This is a genomic window from Bacillus sp. FSL W8-0645 (assembly GCF_038007905.1).
In the GTDB taxonomy this organism is placed as follows: Bacteria; Bacillota; Bacilli; order Bacillales; family Bacillaceae; genus Bacillus; species Bacillus pumilus.
This window is the reverse complement of sequence record NZ_JBBOYC010000001.1, coordinates 2,896,796-2,914,031: the sequence shown is the minus strand read 5'-3', so window position 1 is coordinate 2,914,031 and position 17,236 is coordinate 2,896,796. Positions and strand designations below refer to the sequence as shown.

Below are 17,236 nucleotides of genomic sequence, written 5' to 3'. Positions count from 1 at the left end.
TGTCCGATATATAACATATCGTTTAAAAGGAGGAAAAACATGAAAAATGCAATAAAATGGTTGAAAAAACCATCGATTTCTAAGAGATTGATTATTTCATTCACTCTCGTTCTTGTCTTGCCAATTATTACACTCAGTACAATTTCATATCAGATTGCCAAAGAAGAATTAGATCATGAAATCATGTACGGAGCAAACACAAGAGTCAATGAACTGAATGATATGATCCAGCAAAAGCTTATGAATAAGGAAAACGCAGTAAAACTCTTTACTGAAACATCTACTGCTGCAGACTTTAAGAAGAACAACCAGGATGAACTGTATGAGCATTTCGAGATATACAGTAAAATCAATGAAGATGATGTGGTTGGATTTTATGCAGCAAGTAAAAAGCGTGATTTCATTCAGTTTCCTAAAGTAGACATGCCAAAAGGCTATGATCCAACAACGCGCGATTGGTATCAACTAGCTATGCAGGATGACAGTGGTAATCCAGTTGTAACCAACCCATACATCTCTGCTACAACAAACGGTATGGTTGTCACGATTGCCCAGCGTCTGAAGGACGGATCGGGAGCGATCGGAATTGACATTGATGTGCAAGACATTGTCGATAAAATAAAAGAGATTAAAATCGGACGAGAAGGATATCCAATTATTGCAAATAAAAACAAACAAATTGTGGCTCATCCAGAAGAAAAGTCAGGATCTAAGGTCACTGAAAATATTTCATCTATCCTTTACAGCGGAAAAGAAGGAACGTCAACTTATGAGAATAAAGGAGAACAAAAGCGTCTCGTTTTTGTGACAAATGATTTAACAGGTTGGAAAATTGCTGGAACGATGTTTGTATCAGAAACAGAAGAAGCAGCACAGCCAGTTTGGAATTCTGCCATTATTCTTTTAATTTCTTCTTTTATCCTTGGCGGTATTGCGATCTTCTTTATCGTTCGCTCCATCACAATTGGACTTCGAAAGCTTGTTGATTTCTCAGAAAAGGTGAGTGATGGTGATTTAACCGAAACCCTTGAAACCAAATCGAAGGATGAAATTGGAGATCTCACGAGAAGCTTTAGCAAAATGAGTGAATCCCTTCGTGACGTCATTCGAGCGGTACAGCAATCTGTCGACAATGTGGCTTCCGCTTCCGAGGAGCTGACGGCAAGTGCCAGCCAAACAAGTCAAGCAACCGAGCATATCACAATGTCGATTGAACAATTTTCAAACGGAAATGAAGCACAAAACGAGAAAGTCGAATCTAGTACGAATCAGCTTGTGGCAATGAATGAAGGATTACAAGGCATGTCACAAACGTCATCAGAAGTGGCTACTGTCTCACTTCAATCGACAGAGGCAGCTGGTCAAGGCGGCCGAATTGTTGAAAGCACAGCGAGCCAAATGAAACATATTGATACATCTGTACAAGAAGCAGAACAAGTCATGAAGCAATTAGAATATAAGTCTAAAGATATTACGAGCATTTTAAATGTCATTAACGGCATTGCAGATCAAACGAATCTTCTTGCGTTAAATGCAGCCATCGAAGCAGCTAGAGCAGGCGAATCAGGACGCGGCTTCTCTGTCGTGGCAGAAGAAGTGAGAAAACTAGCTGTCCAATCGGCAGACTCAGCGAAAGAAATAGAAAAACTCATTCAAGAAATTGTGTTAGAAATTGCTAAATCTCAAGATATGTTTAAAACGGTCAATCGAGAAGTACATGCAGGACTTGGTATGACAGAAGAAGCAAAAGAAAGCTTCCAGAACATTTATGAGGCGGCAGAAGGAATGTCGAAAAAACTGACGCAATTAAACGATACAGCCATTGATCTATCGAGCGGTTCGAAGCTAGTTTCACAAGCTATGCAGGAGATGCGCCAAGTCTCTAGAGAAAGTGCGGCAAACATTCAGGACATTGCGGCTTCTGCTGAAGAGCAACTTGCATCTATGGAAGAAATATCATCTTCTTCAGTGACGCTATCTAATATGGCAGAGGAACTAAAAGAGCTCACAAGTCAATTTAAAATTGATTAAATAATGATGAAAAAATACCCAAAATTGTCTGGGTATTTTTTTTATATTTTAAACATCGTTTTCAGCCTGTAAAAATAAACCTTTCATCCGATAATAACTTTAGAGAAGTAAAGGGGGAAAGAGAAAATGGGGAAAATGATCCAATGGTTAAAAAAACCATCCATTTCAAAAAAATTAATTATGGCCTTTTTGGTAGTCCTTATCCTGCCAACCACTGCACTGACAATTAGTGCATTTTTTACATCAAAGACAGAGCTAGACAAACAGATTATGGGCAGTGCAATGAGTCAAGTCAATGCATTTGATACTTTAATCAATGAGAATATAGGAAATAAAGCAGATGCTGTGGCTCTGTTTACAGACTCACTCAAAGCGTCTAATCTCCAAGAAAAAAATAGAAATTCGACCATTAAAGAATTGCAGCAATTTGGAAAAATTAATGAAAAAGATGTTTCCGCTATCTATGCAGGCTCCGAAAAGGGATTGTTTATGCAATATCCTGTTCAAAAGATGCCTGATGGCTACGATCCGAGAGAGCGCCCATGGTATCAAGAAGCGCTCAATGCAGAAAACGGTAAACAAGTCATCACAAAACCATATGTAGCAGCCTCCACAGGCAAAATGGTCATCACCATTACTCAAAAAATGAAAGATGGTTCAGGTGTTATTGGACTTGATATGGAAATTGACACCCTGATTCAAAAGTTAAAAGAAATCAAAATTGGGCAAAAAGGTTATGCCTTCATCATGGAGAAAGATAAAACAGTTTTAGCAGATCCGACCCAAAAGCCAGGAAGTCAGGTCAATGAGAATCTAGCAAATATTATTTATCAAAACAAAGAAGGAAGCGGCAGCTACACACTCAAAGGAATAGATAAAAAGGTTGCGTATGTGACCAATGAATTAACCGGCTGGAAAATCGGTGGAACGATGCTCGTATCAGAAGTAGAAGATGCAGCAAAGCCCGTTTTCAATACAGCCATTATTGTGTTCAGTGTGACACTTATCGTAGCAGGTACCCTCATCTTCTTTATCGTCCGCTCTATATCTAAAAGATTATCCAACCTTGCCCGCTTCTCGAAAAAAGTCAGCGAAGGTGATTTGCGAGATAAGCTTCAGATCCAATCAGATGACGAAATTGGCCAAGTTGGGAAAGGCTTTAATACAATGATTGACTCATTAAGAACCCTCATTGGTGCCGTCCAAACCTCAGTCGAAAATGTCGCTTCTTCATCAGAAGAACTGACCGCCAGCGCAGGGCAAACAAGTAAAGCAACAGAGCATATTACACTAGCCATTGAACAATTCTCAAATGGAAATGAAAGTCAAAATGACAAAGTAGAATCCAGCTCAGAAGAGTTAGATGAAATGAACCGTGGCCTTCAGCACATGAATGAGTCGGCTGAATCCATTACTGCTTCATCGATCAAATCAACAGATATCGCAGGGGAAGGCGGACAGCTTGTCGAAAAAACCGCTTCTCAAATGAATGTCATTGATCAGTCCGTGAAAAAAGCAGAGAATGTCATCAGCGCTCTTGAAAGTAAATCAAAAGACATTACACAAATTCTAGGTGTCATCAATGGAATCGCCGACCAAACGAATCTACTTGCGCTAAATGCAGCAATTGAGGCAGCAAGAGCTGGGGAATCCGGCAGAGGCTTCTCCGTTGTAGCAGAAGAAGTAAGAAAACTGGCTGTTCAATCAGCCAATTCAGCGAAAGAAATCGAGAATTTGATTAAAGAGATCGTTCAAGACATCGATGTATCACAGGAAGTATTCACTGCGGTGAATCGAGAAGTTCAATCGGGCTTAAGCTTCACTGAACAAACAAGAGTCAGCTTCCACAATATTTTCGAAATGACAAAAGAAATTTCTGACCAGCTTCAAACAATGAATCAAACAGTTGTTCAGCTTTCAAATGGCTCTGCACATGTGTCAGAGGCTGTCCGTGAGATTGCAGACGTCTCACGTGAAAGCTCCGCAAACATTCAAGACATTGCGGCTTCAGCGGAAGAACAGCTCGCATCTATGGAAGAAATCAGCTCCTCCTCTGCTACGCTTTCATCAATGGCAGAAGAATTGCGTGATTTGATCAGCAAATTTAAAGTCGAATAGACATAATGAAGAGCCCTTCAGCTAGAGGGCTCTTTTTCAATTGAGTAAATCAAAAGAAATAGGTAATTTTACTTATTTTTATTTATATTCGAACATTAAGTCTTGAAAAATAATTCATATTACCTAAGAATAGAAGAGAAAGACCACAAATCATAATCCAAAAGGAGTAGAGTCGTGAAAAAAATCAACTTTTTTAAGCACTTTACAATGTCGAAGAAATTAATTACTGCATTCTTAGCGATTCTCTTAGTGCCAATTCTCGTATTGGCAGCATTTTCTTATGAAGTGGCATCAAAGTCTCTCAATGATGAGATTATGTCTAGTGCTGCAAATGGTGTTCAGCAATTAAACGAACTCATTAATAAAGATGTACAGCCTAAAATTGATATCGTTTCTTATTTATCGAAATCGGTGAAAAAGAGTGAATTGACTTCTAAAAACAAGGATTTACTCAAGGTGAAATTAGAGCAATTATCGGAAACAGATGAAGATGTAGTGGAAGTATTCATTGCAGATCAAAATGGTAAACTAACCGAATATTCCGAGATTCATAAAGGTAGTGCGGCGAGTGCAAAAAACGAACCGTGGTTTCAACAATCGATGGGAGATGAGAAACTCATCATTTCAGATCCTTTTGTCGACAAGTCATCAGATGACCTGATCATCACAATATCAGAACAGTTAGCAGATGGTTCTGGAGTGATTGGAATCAATGTGCGCTTGAACACGATCGTGAAAGATACAAACAGTATCAAAATAGGCAAAGAAGGCTATGCGTTTGTCGCGACTCCAGATCAGCATTATATTGCCCATAAAACAGACAAGCCTGGGGCGAAATTGACAGGTGATTTCATCACGAAATTGTATGATAAAAAACAAGGCAGTTTCAAATATGAATACAATGGACAGCCGAAGCAAATGTTCTTTGACACAAATGAAGCAACAGGCTGGAAGCTTGCTGGAACCATGTATGTGGACGAAGTCCATGAAGCTGCAAAACCAGTGCTCGACTTAACAATGATCATACTGGCAGTTGCGATTGCCATAGGCGGAATTGCGATTTATTTTATTATTAAATCGATCCGAAAGCCACTGATAGCACTCTCTGAATCGGCTGAGAAAATCAGTCAGGGTGATCTGACCCAGCACATTGAAGTTCGTACTCATGATGAAATCGGTAAGCTTGCGCAGAGCTTTAACGAGATGTCAGCTAAGCTGAAACAAGTCATTCAAGCTGTTCAGAATTCCATTGAAAATGTGGCCGCCTCTTCTGAAGAATTAACAGCAAGTGCGGGACAGACCGCTCAAGCGACTGAGCATATCACATCATCTATTGAACAGTTCTCAAACAGCAATGAACATCAAAATGATATGATCGAAAAAAGCTCAGTCCAGTTGAACGAAATGGATCGCAGCTTATCCCATATGGTCGATACGACCTCTCATATGATGGAATCGTCGATTGATTCAAGCAAAACGGCTCAGGCCGGTGGAGAACTTGTTCAAAAAACAGCAGGGCAAATGCAAACCATCGAGCAGGCAGTGAAAGAAGCAGAGCTTGTGATTCAAGGCTTAGAGCAAAAATCAAAAGATATTACGAACATTCTGGGTGTCATTAACGGCATTGCCGACCAAACCAATCTCCTAGCTTTAAATGCTGCGATAGAAGCCGCTCGGGCAGGAGAAGCAGGTAGAGGTTTCTCTGTTGTTGCAGAAGAAGTTCGTAAGCTGGCAGAGCAATCCGGAAGCTCTTCAAAGGAAATTGAAAGCCTGACGAACGAGATTGTAGAGGAAATTGAAAAATCACAGAACATGTTTAAACAAGTAGCAGGTGAAGTACAATCTGGATTAAATATTACAGATGAAACGAAAATTAGCTTTGAGAAAATCACCGATAAAACATCAGAAATGACAGAGCAAATGAAACAAATGAACGGAACGGCCAAAGAACTCTCACATGGCTCAAATGATATTTCACATGCGGTGAATCAAATCAAAGAGCTTTCACGAGAAAGCTCCGCAGGCTTCCAAGATATCGCAGCATCCGCAGAAGAACAGTTGGCATCTATGGAAGAGATTAGCTCCTCCTCTGCTACGTTATCTCAGATGGCAGAAGAGCTAAGAGAGCTCATTAAACAATTTAAAATGTAAGAGTATAAGGAAGCACCTGACGTTTTGGCGTCAGGTGTTTTTCCATTCAATGCATATAATTTGGGTATTTTGGTCTTATTTAGACTTTAATAAGTTAAAAAAGTAAAGAACGTAGTAGTGCTTCCGATATATATACTATCTTACTAAAAGGAGTTTTCTTTTTTATGAAATTCATACAGTATTTCAGAAAGCCATCTATTTCAAAAAAGCTCGTATTCTCTTTCTTATTCATTCTTTTATGCCCAATCATTGTATTGGCATTCTTTTCATATCATACGGCGAGCACCTCCTTAAATGATCAAATCATGCAAAGTGCAAAGGAGAACGTCGAGCAGCTAGATAAAAATATTACGAAGGTTGTGAAAGTGAAAACAGACGCAGCCGATTTCTTTAGCAAATGGATCACGGAGAAAAAGCTTAAGCAAAAAGGCACGACAGATATTCAAGGGCGCTTTGAACAGTTCATGAGTATGAATGATGACACAGAAGGCATTTTTGTCGCTTCAAGTGATGGCAAAGTGTTTTCAAGATATCCTAACAAAAAAATGCCTGCTGACTATGTCGCAACGGAGCGGGATTGGTATAAAGACGGCTGGGCGAAAAACGGAGAGCTGTCTGTTTCAGCACCGTATCCAACAGCTTCCACAGGTACGCTTGTGGTCACCATCTCTAAAAAATTAGAGGACGGATCAGGAGTCATTGCAATGAACCTAGACATTGCAAATCTAGTAAAAGAATCAAATAGCATAAATATCGGGAAACAAGGCTATGCCTTTATCGGAAGTCCGGATCGTACCTTTGTTGCCCATCCTACGAAAAAAGCTGGAACAAAATTATCTGGTGAATGGCTAGAAAAGCTTTATTCACAAGATGAAGGTTCTATGAGTTATATGTTTGAAGGAAAAGAAAAGCAAATGGAATTCACCACAAACAAAGCGACTGGCTGGAAAATTGTCGGTACGATGTTTGTGATGGAAGTAGAAGAAGCTGCACAGCCAGTCTTTAACATGGCTGCTATCATTTTAGCTGGCGCGCTCATCATTGGCGGGATTCTGATTTTCTTCATTATCCGTTCCATTACAAAACCACTTTCTATACTTGTCTCTTCTTCAAAGAAGATCAGTGAGGGAGATTTAACAGAAAAAATTGATGTTCGGTCAAAAGATGAAATTGGACAGCTAGGCACAAGCTTTAATGAAATGAGTGAGTCATTAAGAGATGTCATCCAAGCAGTACAAACATCTGTAGAAAACGTGGCTTCTTCATCTGAAGAACTGACAGCAAGCGCAGGTCAAACAACAAAAGCAACCGAACATATCACATCATCTATTGAAACATTCTCAAACGGAAACGAAAATCAAAGCGAAATGGTGGAGCAAAGTGCGGCTCATTTAAAACAAATGAATGAAGGTCTGAACGAAGTCGCAGAAACATCTGATGTCATCACAGCATCATCTATTCAATCAAGAACAGTCGCGGAATCAGGCGGACAGCTTGTGGAGCAAACCGTTGGCCAAATGAAGACGATCGACCATTCAGTGAAAGAAGCTGAAGGGGTGATCAACGGGCTAGAGCATAAATCAAAAGACATCACAAGCATCCTAGGCGTGATTAACGGCATTGCGGATCAAACGAATTTACTTGCACTCAATGCTGCCATTGAAGCAGCACGTGCAGGTGAGTCAGGCAGAGGCTTCTCTGTTGTTGCAGAGGAAGTGCGTAAACTTGCAGTTCAATCATCAGATTCAGCAAAAGAGATTGAAAAGCTTGTGAAAGAAATTGTATCTGAAATCGAAACATCTCAAAATATGTTCAAGTCAGTGAATGAAGAAGTGAAGAATGGTCTTTCCATTACAGATCAAACGAAAGAAAGCTTCTCACAAATTAATCAGCAAACAGCCGAAATCGCTAAAAGAATGAATGAAATGAATACAACAGTACGCGAGCTTTCAAAAGGATCTGAGCAAATTTCTAAAGCAGTGAATGAAATTGCAGATGTATCACGAGAGAGTTCAGCAAGCATCCAAGATATCGCTGCATCTGCTGAAGAGCAGCTTGCTTCTATGGAAGAGATTAGTTCTTCCTCTACGACTCTTTCCCAAATGGCGGAAGAATTACGTGATTTAATTAAAAAATTTAAGATCAGCGAATAAGATCAAGTGGTTCTCCTCAAGGGGAACCGCTTTTCTTTTTAAGAGGTCATCTCGTACAATAGAGGAAATCGAAAGAATAGGAGAGATGTTATGCGTTTATCAAATAAGAAGGTCATTGCGTTTGTCAGTGATGATTTTGAAGATTTAGAGCTATGGTATCCGGTTCTACGTTTAAGAGAAGAAGGGGCAACTGTGCATCTTGTAGGAGAAAAAGCAAATCATGAGTACACCGGGAAGTATGGTGTGCCGGCCGTATCTGATGCAGATTTTTATTCCATTCAAGCGGATGAATATGATGCTGTGCTTGTCCCAGGAGGATGGGCGCCAGATAAACTGCGCCGTTATCCAGAAGTGTTAAACATCGTTCGTTCATTTGATGAAAAGGCGAAACCAATCGGGCAAATTTGCCACGCTGGCTGGGTGCTGATTTCAGCAGGAATCCTGCACGGCAAAAAAGTGACAAGTACACCTGGTATTAAAGATGATATGACAAATGCTGGAGCGGACTGGTTTGATGAAGCAGTCGTCACAGATGGTCACCTCGTCTCGAGCAGACGTCCGCCGGACCTTCCTCCATATGTGAAAGCATTTGCGGATGTGTTAGCGGCAACATAAACAATGGATCCACAACAAAAAACAAAGGGCGAACTTGCACATCATGTTCGCCCTTTGTTTATCATTTCATGCCCATTCATTTTATCTATCGGCAGGAAACCTCACGCCCATTTGTTTTCTCGCCTCGTCCATGACGGACATGGTTTGAACAGATAAGGCAAATGTATTGACCGGAGACTGAATCATTCCTTGCTGAATACACTCAATAAAATGACAGATTTCATAATACATGGCTGGCTGATCATCTTTGAGAGAGATGTCGGTATGGTGTCCTTGCCGATCATGGATCGTGATATGCGAAGGACGGTGGAATTGATCAATCACCATCGTCGCATCCTCTCCTTGAATTTCCGCAGATAAATGAGACGTTGAAATTTTAGAATGAAAAAGGAGTGCTTGATGCCCGTCATATTGTAAAAGGACAGAGCCGCTCCCATCTACACCAGAAGAAAGCTTATAGCCTCTTGCGGTGATTTGATTCGGCAGACCAAATAAATAGAGCGCCGGGTAGACGAGATACACACCGATATCCATTAAAGAACCATTGGATAATTCAGGCTTAAACGCATTTGGAATCTCGCCATTTCGGTAGGCATCGTATCTTGAGGAATATTTACAGTAATGAGCGACCACTTGCCGAATGGGTCCAAGCTGATCAAGGTGCTGTTTGATTTGAAGGAAGTTGGGCAGAAATGTCGTTTTCATCGCTTCCATCAAACACACTTGATGTTTCTTCGCTGCAGCAATCATCTCTTCCACTTCTTTTCGGTGAGAGGCGAATGGTTTTTCGCATAAAACGTGTTTTTGGTGCTCCATCATTAACATGGCCTGCTCTTTATGAAGGGCATTTGGACTCGCAATATACACGGCATCAAACGCATCACTTTCTGCCATTTGATGTAAGTTCGTGAAAACTGTATCAATACCGTATTTTTCGGCAAATGCCTGGCCTTTTTCAGCGGACCGTGAATAGACGGCTGTACATGTAAAATCAGCTACTCCTTCACCGGCCTGTAAGAATCGATCTGTAATCCAGTTCGTTCCGATGACAGCAAATCGAATCATGTCGTTCCCTCCTTCTGCTTTTCTCTGATTATACATCCTTTGAAAGCGTTTGTATGAAAGAACATTCTTTTTATTGAAAAGCGGATGAAACCTTTATATAGGCTGATGCGTCTTACATAAAGGATATAAATGTACGAAAAGGGGTAGTTTCTTCCTTCATTCGGGTAATACTCTGATAGAAGGGAGAGGAGGAAACGACCATGAAGCGAATCCTGCATATAGGAAGTACATACGTCTTTGCGCTTTTATTCATAGCAGCCGGTATTTTTCATGTGATAGAGCCGAGCGGCTTTGCCCGTATGATGCCAGGCTGGCCATATCCATATGTAATGGTCTATGCGACGGCATGCTTAGAATGGCTGCTTGCTGTCTTGCTGCTTTTGCCAAATGTCAGGATCGCAGCAGCAAAAATCATTGCTGTCTATCTTGTCCTCATTTTCCCTGCAAACTTATTTGCTGCACGAGAGGGAATTCCATTTCCAGGTCAAGAAAGCACAGAGCAGTCTTTGCTATGGATAAGACTGATAGGACAGCCAATTCTGATTGTATGGGTGATGTCCATTGCAAAATGGGAAAAAAAGCTGAAACAATGACCACCATATCATGATCAGGTAGTGTACAATTTATTCATAAATAAGCCCGAGTTTGGAGGAACGATATGAATTCTATGCAAATGTGGAGCAGTCGATTTAGAAAATTTTTTCTTGATAACAAGTTTGTTCTCTTTTTACTCGTCCTGCTATTAATCGGATTGAATATCCTTGTTTTCATGAAAACATCCTTTATTTTCACACCGCTCATTGTACTCGTCAAAACTATTGCCTTACCGATTATTTTAACGGGGGTCGTGTATTATTTATTAAATCCGATTGTCAATTTGTTAGAGAAGTTTAGAGTCAAACGGATCTTTTCGATTTTGCTTTTATATATTGTCATTATTGGCATTATTACAGTGACGATCGTGTCTATTATTCCGTTTTTACAAGCGCAAATGATGAGTCTGTTTCATAACCTTCCGAAATATGTTGATACGGTAGAAGATCAGATTAGACAACTAACGGGAAGCAACTTCATTAATCAAGCGCAAAAAGCGATGAATTTTAACGTTTCTGAATTGGTGAGCAAAGCGTCAAGTCAAGCGACGAAAATTTTGGAAAGTACCTTTACCGGAGTGGGGACATTCTTAGGGGCGCTCACTGAAGTCATCATCTCGATCGTGACCGTCCCATTCATTCTGTTTTATTTATTAAAAGACGGCAAAAAATTACCTGACTATTTCTTGAAATTTATTCCGAATAAGTTTAGAGAACATACACATATCGTGCTTCACGAAATGAACCATCGCCTGAGCTCTTATATTCTCGGACAGATCATTGTCAGCTTTTGTATAGGTGTTCTTCTTTTAATTGGTTATATGATCATTGGGTTAGACTATGCCTTTTTGTTAGCTATCATTGCGGCATGTACAAGTATTGTGCCTTACCTTGGTCCAACGATTGCCATTACACCAGCGATTGTGATTGCCCTTGTTACGTCACCAATTATGCTGCTCAAACTAATCATTGTCTGGACAGTTGTTCAGCTCATTGAAGGGAAATTTATCTCACCTCAGGTCATGGGGAAAAACCTTCATATCCATCCAATCACGATTATCTTTGTTCTCTTAACAGCAGGTAAATTGTTCAGCGTAGTCGGCATCATTGTTGCGATTCCAACATATGCCGTCCTGAAGGTCATCACGACCCACTTGTTTGATTGGTTCAAAATGCGATCCAATTTGTATAAAGAAGAAAAGGTTTAATGTCATAATCTTTTTTTGAAAAAAATATAGTATCATAAAGACGAGCTTTCGATGAAGAAAGCTTGTCTTTATGTGGACATAGATGGTTGCCTGTTCAAAAGATCAGAATTGAAAGGAAAGAAAATCATGAATCTATGGGATTTATTCGTGGCACTGGTTTTAGGAATTGTCGAAGGATTAACAGAGTATGCACCTGTCTCGTCTACAGGTCACATGATCATTGTCGATGATCTATGGTTAAAATCAAAGGAAATCATTACGCCAGAGGCGGCAAACACATTTAAAGTCGTGATTCAGTTAGGCTCTATTTTAGCTGTCATGATTGTGTTCAAGGATCGGATTTTGAACTTGTTAGGCTTAAAGAAAAATATCACTGAAGAACAAAAGCGCAGCGGGCATAAGCTGACCATTGCTCAAATTGCAGTAGGACTCGTCCCAGCCGTCATTTTAGGATTCTTATTTGAAGATTATATTGATAAATACTTGTTTGACGTGAGAACAGTTGCTGTCGGTTTGATTTTAGGCGCAGTGCTGATGCTTGTCGCTGACTGGATCAATAAACGTAAAACAGAAACAAGCTCTGTCGATAACATGACGTACAAACAGGCGCTTTATATCGGACTGTTTCAATGTTTGGCGTTATGGCCAGGCTTCTCTCGCTCAGGTTCAACAATCGCAGGTGGTGTTATTCTTGGTTTGAATCACCGTGCGGCAGCTGACTTTACATTTATCATGGCGATGCCGATTATGGCGGGCGCAAGCTTCTTAACACTTGTGAAAAACGCCGAATATTTAACAACAGACATGCTGCCATTCTTTATCGTCGGCTTTGTGAGTGCATTTGTTGTGGCTCTCTTTGTTGTTCGATTCTTCCTAAAACTGATCAATAAAATCAAGCTGGTGCCTTTTGCAATATACCGAATTATCCTAGGTGTGATTTTATTTATCCTATTCATGTAATGCTGAAAACTACTCTTTAACTACTCTTTAAAAAGAGTAGTTTTTTTGTTATTCCAACTCTTTTAAACAGTAAAATCACCCTCTTAATTGGTAGAAAAAGAAGTTTTTTCATAAATTAGTGTTTAAGAGACAAGAGAAGGGGTAGTACATAAACATACCAATTAAAGGAGGAGTTAGAAATAATGAGAAAAACAAGCAAATTTTTTGTTAGTTCTGTGATCGCTACGTCAATGGTTGCTGCCCCTCTATCTCTTACGACTTTTGGTCAAACGGCTGAAGCTGCAACGACAACAGGTGTTGATGGAAGTGTCTCTATTGATCCAGTAGCCATTGCCGATAAAATTGAACAAGCAGTAAAATCATCTCAAAATCGTGATGGATTCGTTAAAAATGCGGCGTACAGCGCCTTCTATGAAGCAGGTCAAAACTATAACGTCGTTGTCCAAAACTTAAGCCAAGACCATGACTTTAGCGGACTGAACAATGTGGTTTACTATGATAGTGTTGAATATGATGGTATTACGTTTGGTATTTGGGTATTTGAAGATGGGACGTTCGTCAATAATGGTGACGGCGGCTATATTAACTGGACATTTGTCGGCAGCTTTGACCGTGAGGAAGGAAGCGGCACTGTCGACTTCCATAAAAGATTCTAATCTTATTGTTAAAAGTCTGCCGATTCACCGGCAGACTTTTTTTATAACGCACATTCTTCTATGTCAAAACCTAAATCTTCAATGATATGATGATCCATTTGGACTTGCTGACCTTTTGTTGTCAAATAATCGCCTACGAAAATGGAATTTGCCGCATAAAGGGCAAGCGGCTGAAGCGTCCGTAAATTGAACTCTCTGCCTCCAGATACTCGAATTTCCTTGGTTGGATTGACAAACCTCATGAGTGCCAACACTTTCAATGCTTTGACCGGATGTGTTCGTTCTTGATGCTCAAGTGGTGTTCCTTCAATTGCATGAAGAAAGTTGACTGGAATAGAATCCGCATCAATGGCTCTGAGCGCAAAAGCCATTTCGACAATTTGCTGGTTGGTTTCACCCATTCCAATGATCACCCCTGAGCAAGGTGACATGCCCGACTGTTTGACCTCCTCAAGGGTCGACAAGCGGTCATGATATGTATGAGTTGTCGTAATGTGAGCATGATGATCTTGATGTGTATTGATATTGTGATTGTACCGATGAACCCCTGCTTCCTTCAGCCGCTTCGCTTTGTCTTCATTTAATAACCCAAGACATGCACACACCTTCAAAGGCATGGTCTCAGTGATCTCTTTTACTGCTGCCGTCACCTCATCTAATTCTCTGTGAGAAGGTGCTCTGCCGCTCGCGACAATACAATAAGTCCCCGCTTTTCTCTTGAGCGCCTCACGCGCGCCAGCCACAATCGTTTTTTGATCAAGCATTGTATATCGTTCAACCGGTGCTTTAGAAATGATCGACTGTGAACAATAACCACAGTTTTCAGGACAATAACCGCTTTTTGCGTTAAAAATCATATTTAATTTCACCTTATTTTGAAAAAAATGAAATCGTACTTGATAGGCTGCATGCATGATAGATAATAATTCTCTCTCGTCAGCTTCAAGAATATCTAGACCTTCTTGCAGCGTGATCCGTTCATTTTTCAGCGCTTTCTCTGCTATTGCTTCCCAAGACAAAGACATTGGTTTTCCCATCATAAGCTCCTCTCATTATGTTAACTTATTTTTATTAAAAGTTAACATAATGGATAGTCGTTGGCAAGCATTGGATAAAAGAAGTCTACAAAAATACTTGAAGACACACAAAAAGGCGATGATCATGAAGTCATCGCCTTTTTATATGTAAAGCTTTATAGCTTATCGAACAGTAATATAGTTAATCACAAGCTCGCCTAGTGAATTATAGTAGGAAACTGTGACAGAACCACGTTGTACGGCACGAATCCAAGTGAAGTTCGGAGTTGTTTGATCTAATTGAATGGCATATGTTGCGCCTGACACAGAAATTTGACTTGCTGGAAGAGAAACGGCGATTGAAGAACCTACAGTAAGCGTACGGTTCACTGTAATCACTTTATTCATAATAGGAGCTTTTGCTATAACTGGTTCTTTTGGCTGTGCAGCTGCATGAGCACCTTCAGTTTGGAAGAACGTAAGAGCACCTAAAGCAGCTAAAGACAGTGTACAAGCTTTCATTAATTTTTTCATCGGTAACACTCCTTTTTTTGGTATATACATATATTAATAATAATAGCATTATATGTCAATTAAAATATGTGAAAAAAAGAGTATTTATGGTGAAATTTGTCACATATTATTCATGAGTCTTCTCTTTTTTCGGGGGAAAAAGAGACATAAAAAAAAGCTGGTGTATCCCAGCAATGTAAAGCTTTATGAAAAGAGATGATCAATCGTCGTCTCGCTGTTTTGGCTGACGGCCTTTTTGCTTCTCTTTTTCTTTAATGTAGTGAATAAAATCGATGGTTTGTCTTCGTGCTTCTTCGGAAAAATCGGAGGCAGCCTTAAACGCAATTTGCAAATCAGGATCGTCTGCAAGGTCGGCATCAGTTCCGCCTTTGTCCTTACCTGTGAGAAGATAGTCCGTTGAGACCCCGTATAACTCGGCGATTTTCACAATCATTTCACCGTCGGGCTTTCTCAAGCCATATTCCCAATTTGCATAAGTGGACATCGCCTTTAATCCGAGTTTTTTAGCAACCGTTGACTTGCTCCATCCATGCTTCTCTCTTAATTCAGTTAAAATCTTTCCAGTCAAATTATCCATTGGAAACACCTTTTTTCATGTTATGAGTAAATTTTATCATGAATTACACGGAAAAGATAAATAATTACACAAAAAGAATAAAAAATGATTGACTTACTCGTTTTGTGTATATTATCATAATAAATATAACTTACACATATTGAGTAAGAGGTGGAAAGATGAAACTTGAAAATTTACGAGAAGAACGCATTTTACAAGGAAAAACACAAACCTATATGGCGAAAAAGTTAGGGTATAAGTACACGAGCGGCTATGCAAATATAGAAATGGGCAGAACGAAGCCCAGCTTAGAAATAGCAAAGCATATTGCAGATTTGCTAAATAGGGGTGTTCAAGAGCTTTTTTTTGATCAAAAGTTACACGTAATGAGTAATTCTTTAAAGGAAGAGCACTTCTTTGAAAAGGAGAGACAAACAAAATGAATATTGAACATCCAATGGTAGCGCAGATGAATGACTTTGGATATCCAAAAAGCTACTGGTCATATGACATGACACGTTGTGGGTATCAAGCAGAGATTGAGGAAAGTCTGGAGGGATTTGAAGAAGATGAAACATCAGATGACGTTTGATGCCAGAAAGGAAGCGCAGCTTTGTTTAGTCCAAGCTGGCGGCTGGATGACCTTTCATCATCAGAAACCGGTGTTTGTTTTTTCCACATCAGAAGACAAGCAAACATACATGACCCTCTTGGCGGAAAAGGTCGCTGAAGCAAAAAAGGAGGAATCAAGACGACATGAAACGATGGAAGAAAATCATGGCAATCCTCAAATGCTTGCTCAAAGCGAGTAAAAACGAACAAAACATCCGTCAGTGGGAAAAGGATGACGGGAGATCATAACATGGTCATCCATTTCATTATTGAGGCAGAGTTTTTGTTAACAAAAGATACATTGATAAAAAGAATACGAGCAGCAGCAAAAGCGCAATGCCCGCATAAAATAAAAGACGCACTATCACTCGAGATTCGTTTATTTGACGACATGCCGCTTGACATAGCTGACTGTCAAATCAAGCGTACATACGCAGAAAAAGGTTTGATACGTCCAGTGAACGTCAGCATCTTTCAGCCCCGACTACACCATATTCAAGAAGCACTTCATTCTATTGCGGATAGGGCCCCTCTACAGATTGTCGATTTAAGAGTTTCCCAGTTTTATAGTATGCGTCCAAGAATTGAAATCATTTTAAATACGATAGGTGATGGCACGAAGTCCTCACCAATTAAGGAGACAAGCATATGAACGAGCCAAAACAATTATTCATTCAAGAAAACCAGACATTTGTCGGTGAGATGGAAACAGGAAAAATTCAAGTCATCGTGTTAGATGGGAATGTAGGAACAGCTTATCAGATAGATGTACCTGAACATGGAAAAACCATTATCCAAACGGCAAAAGGTCATTTTGCAAGAGTAGATCACGAGATTGGTTTTAAAATCAGCTAGATCACTGAACAGATCACAACATCATACGTCCAAGACGGAAAGCCTGCGGACACTGATCAAGACCCTATGAAAAGGGGACTGATTGGTGTCCGTTTTTTATTTTCTTAAAAAAG

At 40.0% G+C, this 17,236-nt stretch carries 18 protein-coding genes and 3 pseudogenes; 17 read left to right on the top strand and 4 right to left on the bottom strand.

Annotated features, from left to right (window positions below):
* Positions 1-39: 39 nt before the first annotated feature.
* From NST39_RS20025 to NST39_RS15060, 8 genes and pseudogenes are all read left to right on the top strand, one after another.
* Positions 40-1,089: pseudogene (locus NST39_RS20025) on the top strand (cache domain-containing protein); the annotation flags it as partial.
* Positions 1,081-2,031 carry a methyl-accepting chemotaxis protein gene (locus tag NST39_RS20020; RefSeq protein ID WP_372706104.1) on the top strand — a complete coding sequence of 317 codons (951 nt, stop codon included), beginning with the start codon at positions 1,081-1,083 and terminating at the stop codon, positions 2,029-2,031. The pseudogene NST39_RS20025 and the gene NST39_RS20020, both read left to right, overlap by 9 nt.
* A gap of 126 nt (positions 2,032-2,157) precedes the next feature.
* Positions 2,158-3,204 (top strand): annotated as a pseudogene (locus tag NST39_RS20015) (HAMP domain-containing protein); the annotation flags it as partial.
* Positions 3,199-4,149, top strand: coding sequence for a methyl-accepting chemotaxis protein (locus tag NST39_RS20010; protein WP_371475563.1), 951 nt, complete (start codon positions 3,199-3,201; stop codon positions 4,147-4,149). The pseudogene NST39_RS20015 and the gene NST39_RS20010, both read left to right, overlap by 6 nt.
* Before the next feature lie 207 nt (positions 4,150-4,356).
* Positions 4,357-5,361: pseudogene (locus NST39_RS20005) on the top strand (HAMP domain-containing protein); the annotation flags it as partial.
* On the top strand, positions 5,353-6,300 hold the full coding sequence (locus NST39_RS20000; protein WP_425593014.1) for a methyl-accepting chemotaxis protein: 948 nt from the start codon (positions 5,353-5,355) through the stop codon (positions 6,298-6,300). The pseudogene NST39_RS20005 and the gene NST39_RS20000, both read left to right, overlap by 9 nt.
* A gap of 164 nt (positions 6,301-6,464) precedes the next feature.
* Positions 6,465-8,453: a methyl-accepting chemotaxis protein TlpB gene (tlpB, locus tag NST39_RS15065; RefSeq protein ID WP_341029070.1), complete on the top strand. Its 1,989-nt coding sequence runs from the start codon at positions 6,465-6,467 to the stop codon at positions 8,451-8,453.
* A gap of 90 nt (positions 8,454-8,543) precedes the next feature.
* Positions 8,544-9,068 (top strand): type 1 glutamine amidotransferase domain-containing protein, encoded by a 525-nt coding sequence (locus NST39_RS15060; RefSeq protein ID WP_044140784.1) that lies wholly within the window; start codon positions 8,544-8,546, stop codon positions 9,066-9,068.
* Between the two features lie 81 nt (positions 9,069-9,149).
* Here the strand turns inward: NST39_RS15060 and NST39_RS15055 are convergent, their stop codons facing one another.
* Positions 9,150-10,133 (bottom strand): Gfo/Idh/MocA family protein, encoded by a 984-nt coding sequence (locus NST39_RS15055; protein ID WP_341029067.1) that lies wholly within the window; start codon positions 10,131-10,133, stop codon positions 9,150-9,152.
* Positions 10,134-10,333: 200 nt separating this feature from the next.
* On the opposite strand from NST39_RS15055, the gene NST39_RS15050 reads away from it, so the two are divergent.
* The 4 genes from NST39_RS15050 (at position 10,334) to NST39_RS15035 (ending at position 13,550) form a co-directional block, all read left to right on the top strand.
* Positions 10,334-10,726, top strand: coding sequence for a DoxX family protein (locus NST39_RS15050; protein WP_268484300.1), 393 nt, complete (start codon positions 10,334-10,336; stop codon positions 10,724-10,726).
* Positions 10,727-10,791: 65 nt separating this feature from the next.
* A complete protein-coding gene (locus NST39_RS15045) occupies positions 10,792-11,934 on the top strand; it encodes an AI-2E family transporter (RefSeq protein WP_003213553.1) in 1,143 nt (380 codons plus the stop codon).
* A 126-nt stretch (positions 11,935-12,060) separates the two neighbouring features.
* Positions 12,061-12,894, top strand: coding sequence for an undecaprenyl-diphosphate phosphatase (locus NST39_RS15040; protein ID WP_034660680.1), 834 nt, complete (start codon positions 12,061-12,063; stop codon positions 12,892-12,894).
* Between the two features lie 182 nt (positions 12,895-13,076).
* Complete coding sequence (locus tag NST39_RS15035) at positions 13,077-13,550, top strand: hypothetical protein (protein WP_003212767.1); 474 nt, start codon at positions 13,077-13,079, stop codon at positions 13,548-13,550.
* 41 nt (positions 13,551-13,591) lie between these two features.
* Here NST39_RS15035 and bioB read toward each other — a convergent pair whose 3' ends face one another.
* The 3 genes from bioB to NST39_RS15020 form a co-directional block, all read right to left on the bottom strand.
* Positions 13,592-14,587: a biotin synthase BioB gene (gene bioB, locus NST39_RS15030; RefSeq protein WP_282062489.1), complete on the bottom strand. Its 996-nt coding sequence runs from the start codon at positions 14,585-14,587 to the stop codon at positions 13,592-13,594.
* Positions 14,588-14,749: 162 nt separating this feature from the next.
* Positions 14,750-15,100, bottom strand: coding sequence for a hypothetical protein (locus tag NST39_RS15025; RefSeq protein ID WP_341029062.1), 351 nt, complete (start codon positions 15,098-15,100; stop codon positions 14,750-14,752).
* 199 nt (positions 15,101-15,299) lie between these two features.
* Positions 15,300-15,677 (bottom strand): helix-turn-helix domain-containing protein, encoded by a 378-nt coding sequence (locus NST39_RS15020; RefSeq protein ID WP_003213241.1) that lies wholly within the window; start codon positions 15,675-15,677, stop codon positions 15,300-15,302.
* A 158-nt stretch (positions 15,678-15,835) separates the two neighbouring features.
* Here NST39_RS15020 and NST39_RS15015 point away from each other — a divergent pair, with 158 nt between their 5' ends.
* Genes NST39_RS15015 through NST39_RS14995 form a run of 5 tightly spaced genes read left to right on the top strand, consistent with a single transcriptional unit; the run spans position 15,836 to position 17,123 of the window.
* Positions 15,836-16,099: a helix-turn-helix transcriptional regulator gene (locus NST39_RS15015; RefSeq protein ID WP_341029060.1), complete on the top strand. Its 264-nt coding sequence runs from the start codon at positions 15,836-15,838 to the stop codon at positions 16,097-16,099.
* Complete coding sequence (locus NST39_RS15010; RefSeq protein ID WP_341029058.1) at positions 16,096-16,248, top strand: hypothetical protein; 153 nt, start codon at positions 16,096-16,098, stop codon at positions 16,246-16,248. The genes NST39_RS15015 and NST39_RS15010 overlap by 4 nt, the downstream gene beginning before the upstream one ends.
* Positions 16,226-16,468, top strand: a complete 243-nt coding sequence (locus NST39_RS15005; protein WP_065099047.1) for a hypothetical protein — start codon at positions 16,226-16,228, stop codon at positions 16,466-16,468. Before NST39_RS15010 ends, NST39_RS15005 begins: the two co-directional genes overlap by 23 nt.
* A 50-nt stretch (positions 16,469-16,518) precedes the next feature.
* Positions 16,519-16,920 (top strand): hypothetical protein, encoded by a 402-nt coding sequence (locus tag NST39_RS15000; protein WP_044140778.1) that lies wholly within the window; start codon positions 16,519-16,521, stop codon positions 16,918-16,920.
* Positions 16,917-17,123, top strand: a complete 207-nt coding sequence (locus tag NST39_RS14995; protein WP_012011053.1) for an XtrA/YqaO family protein — start codon at positions 16,917-16,919, stop codon at positions 17,121-17,123. The genes NST39_RS15000 and NST39_RS14995 overlap by 4 nt, the downstream gene beginning before the upstream one ends.
* Positions 17,124-17,236 lie beyond the last annotated feature (113 nt).

Excerpts from the sequence above, each read along its gene's own strand:
- NST39_RS20020 (WP_372706104.1), top strand. The coding sequence starts at position 1,081 with ATGAGTGAATCCCTTCGTGACGTCATTCGAGCGGTACAGCAATCTGTC.
- NST39_RS20010 (WP_371475563.1), top strand. The coding sequence starts at position 3,199 with ATGATTGACTCATTAAGAACCCTCATTGGTGCCGTCCAAACCTCAGTC.
- NST39_RS20000 (WP_425593014.1), top strand. The coding sequence starts at position 5,353 with ATGTCAGCTAAGCTGAAACAAGTCATTCAAGCTGTTCAGAATTCCATT.
- tlpB (WP_341029070.1), top strand. The coding sequence starts at position 6,465 with ATGAAATTCATACAGTATTTCAGAAAGCCATCTATTTCAAAAAAGCTC.
- NST39_RS15060 (WP_044140784.1), top strand. The coding sequence starts at position 8,544 with ATGCGTTTATCAAATAAGAAGGTCATTGCGTTTGTCAGTGATGATTTT.
- NST39_RS15055 (WP_341029067.1), bottom strand. The coding sequence starts at position 10,133 with ATGATTCGATTTGCTGTCATCGGAACGAACTGGATTACAGATCGATTC.
- NST39_RS15050 (WP_268484300.1), top strand. The coding sequence starts at position 10,334 with ATGAAGCGAATCCTGCATATAGGAAGTACATACGTCTTTGCGCTTTTA.
- NST39_RS15045 (WP_003213553.1), top strand. The coding sequence starts at position 10,792 with ATGAATTCTATGCAAATGTGGAGCAGTCGATTTAGAAAATTTTTTCTT.
- NST39_RS15040 (WP_034660680.1), top strand. The coding sequence starts at position 12,061 with ATGAATCTATGGGATTTATTCGTGGCACTGGTTTTAGGAATTGTCGAA.
- NST39_RS15035 (WP_003212767.1), top strand. The coding sequence starts at position 13,077 with ATGAGAAAAACAAGCAAATTTTTTGTTAGTTCTGTGATCGCTACGTCA.
- bioB (WP_282062489.1), bottom strand. The coding sequence starts at position 14,587 with ATGGGAAAACCAATGTCTTTGTCTTGGGAAGCAATAGCAGAGAAAGCG.
- NST39_RS15025 (WP_341029062.1), bottom strand. The coding sequence starts at position 15,100 with ATGAAAAAATTAATGAAAGCTTGTACACTGTCTTTAGCTGCTTTAGGT.
- NST39_RS15020 (WP_003213241.1), bottom strand. The coding sequence starts at position 15,677 with ATGGATAATTTGACTGGAAAGATTTTAACTGAATTAAGAGAGAAGCAT.
- NST39_RS15015 (WP_341029060.1), top strand. The coding sequence starts at position 15,836 with ATGAAACTTGAAAATTTACGAGAAGAACGCATTTTACAAGGAAAAACA.
- NST39_RS15010 (WP_341029058.1), top strand. The coding sequence starts at position 16,096 with ATGAATATTGAACATCCAATGGTAGCGCAGATGAATGACTTTGGATAT.
- NST39_RS15005 (WP_065099047.1), top strand. The coding sequence starts at position 16,226 with ATGAAACATCAGATGACGTTTGATGCCAGAAAGGAAGCGCAGCTTTGT.
- NST39_RS15000 (WP_044140778.1), top strand. The coding sequence starts at position 16,519 with ATGGTCATCCATTTCATTATTGAGGCAGAGTTTTTGTTAACAAAAGAT.
- NST39_RS14995 (WP_012011053.1), top strand. The coding sequence starts at position 16,917 with ATGAACGAGCCAAAACAATTATTCATTCAAGAAAACCAGACATTTGTC.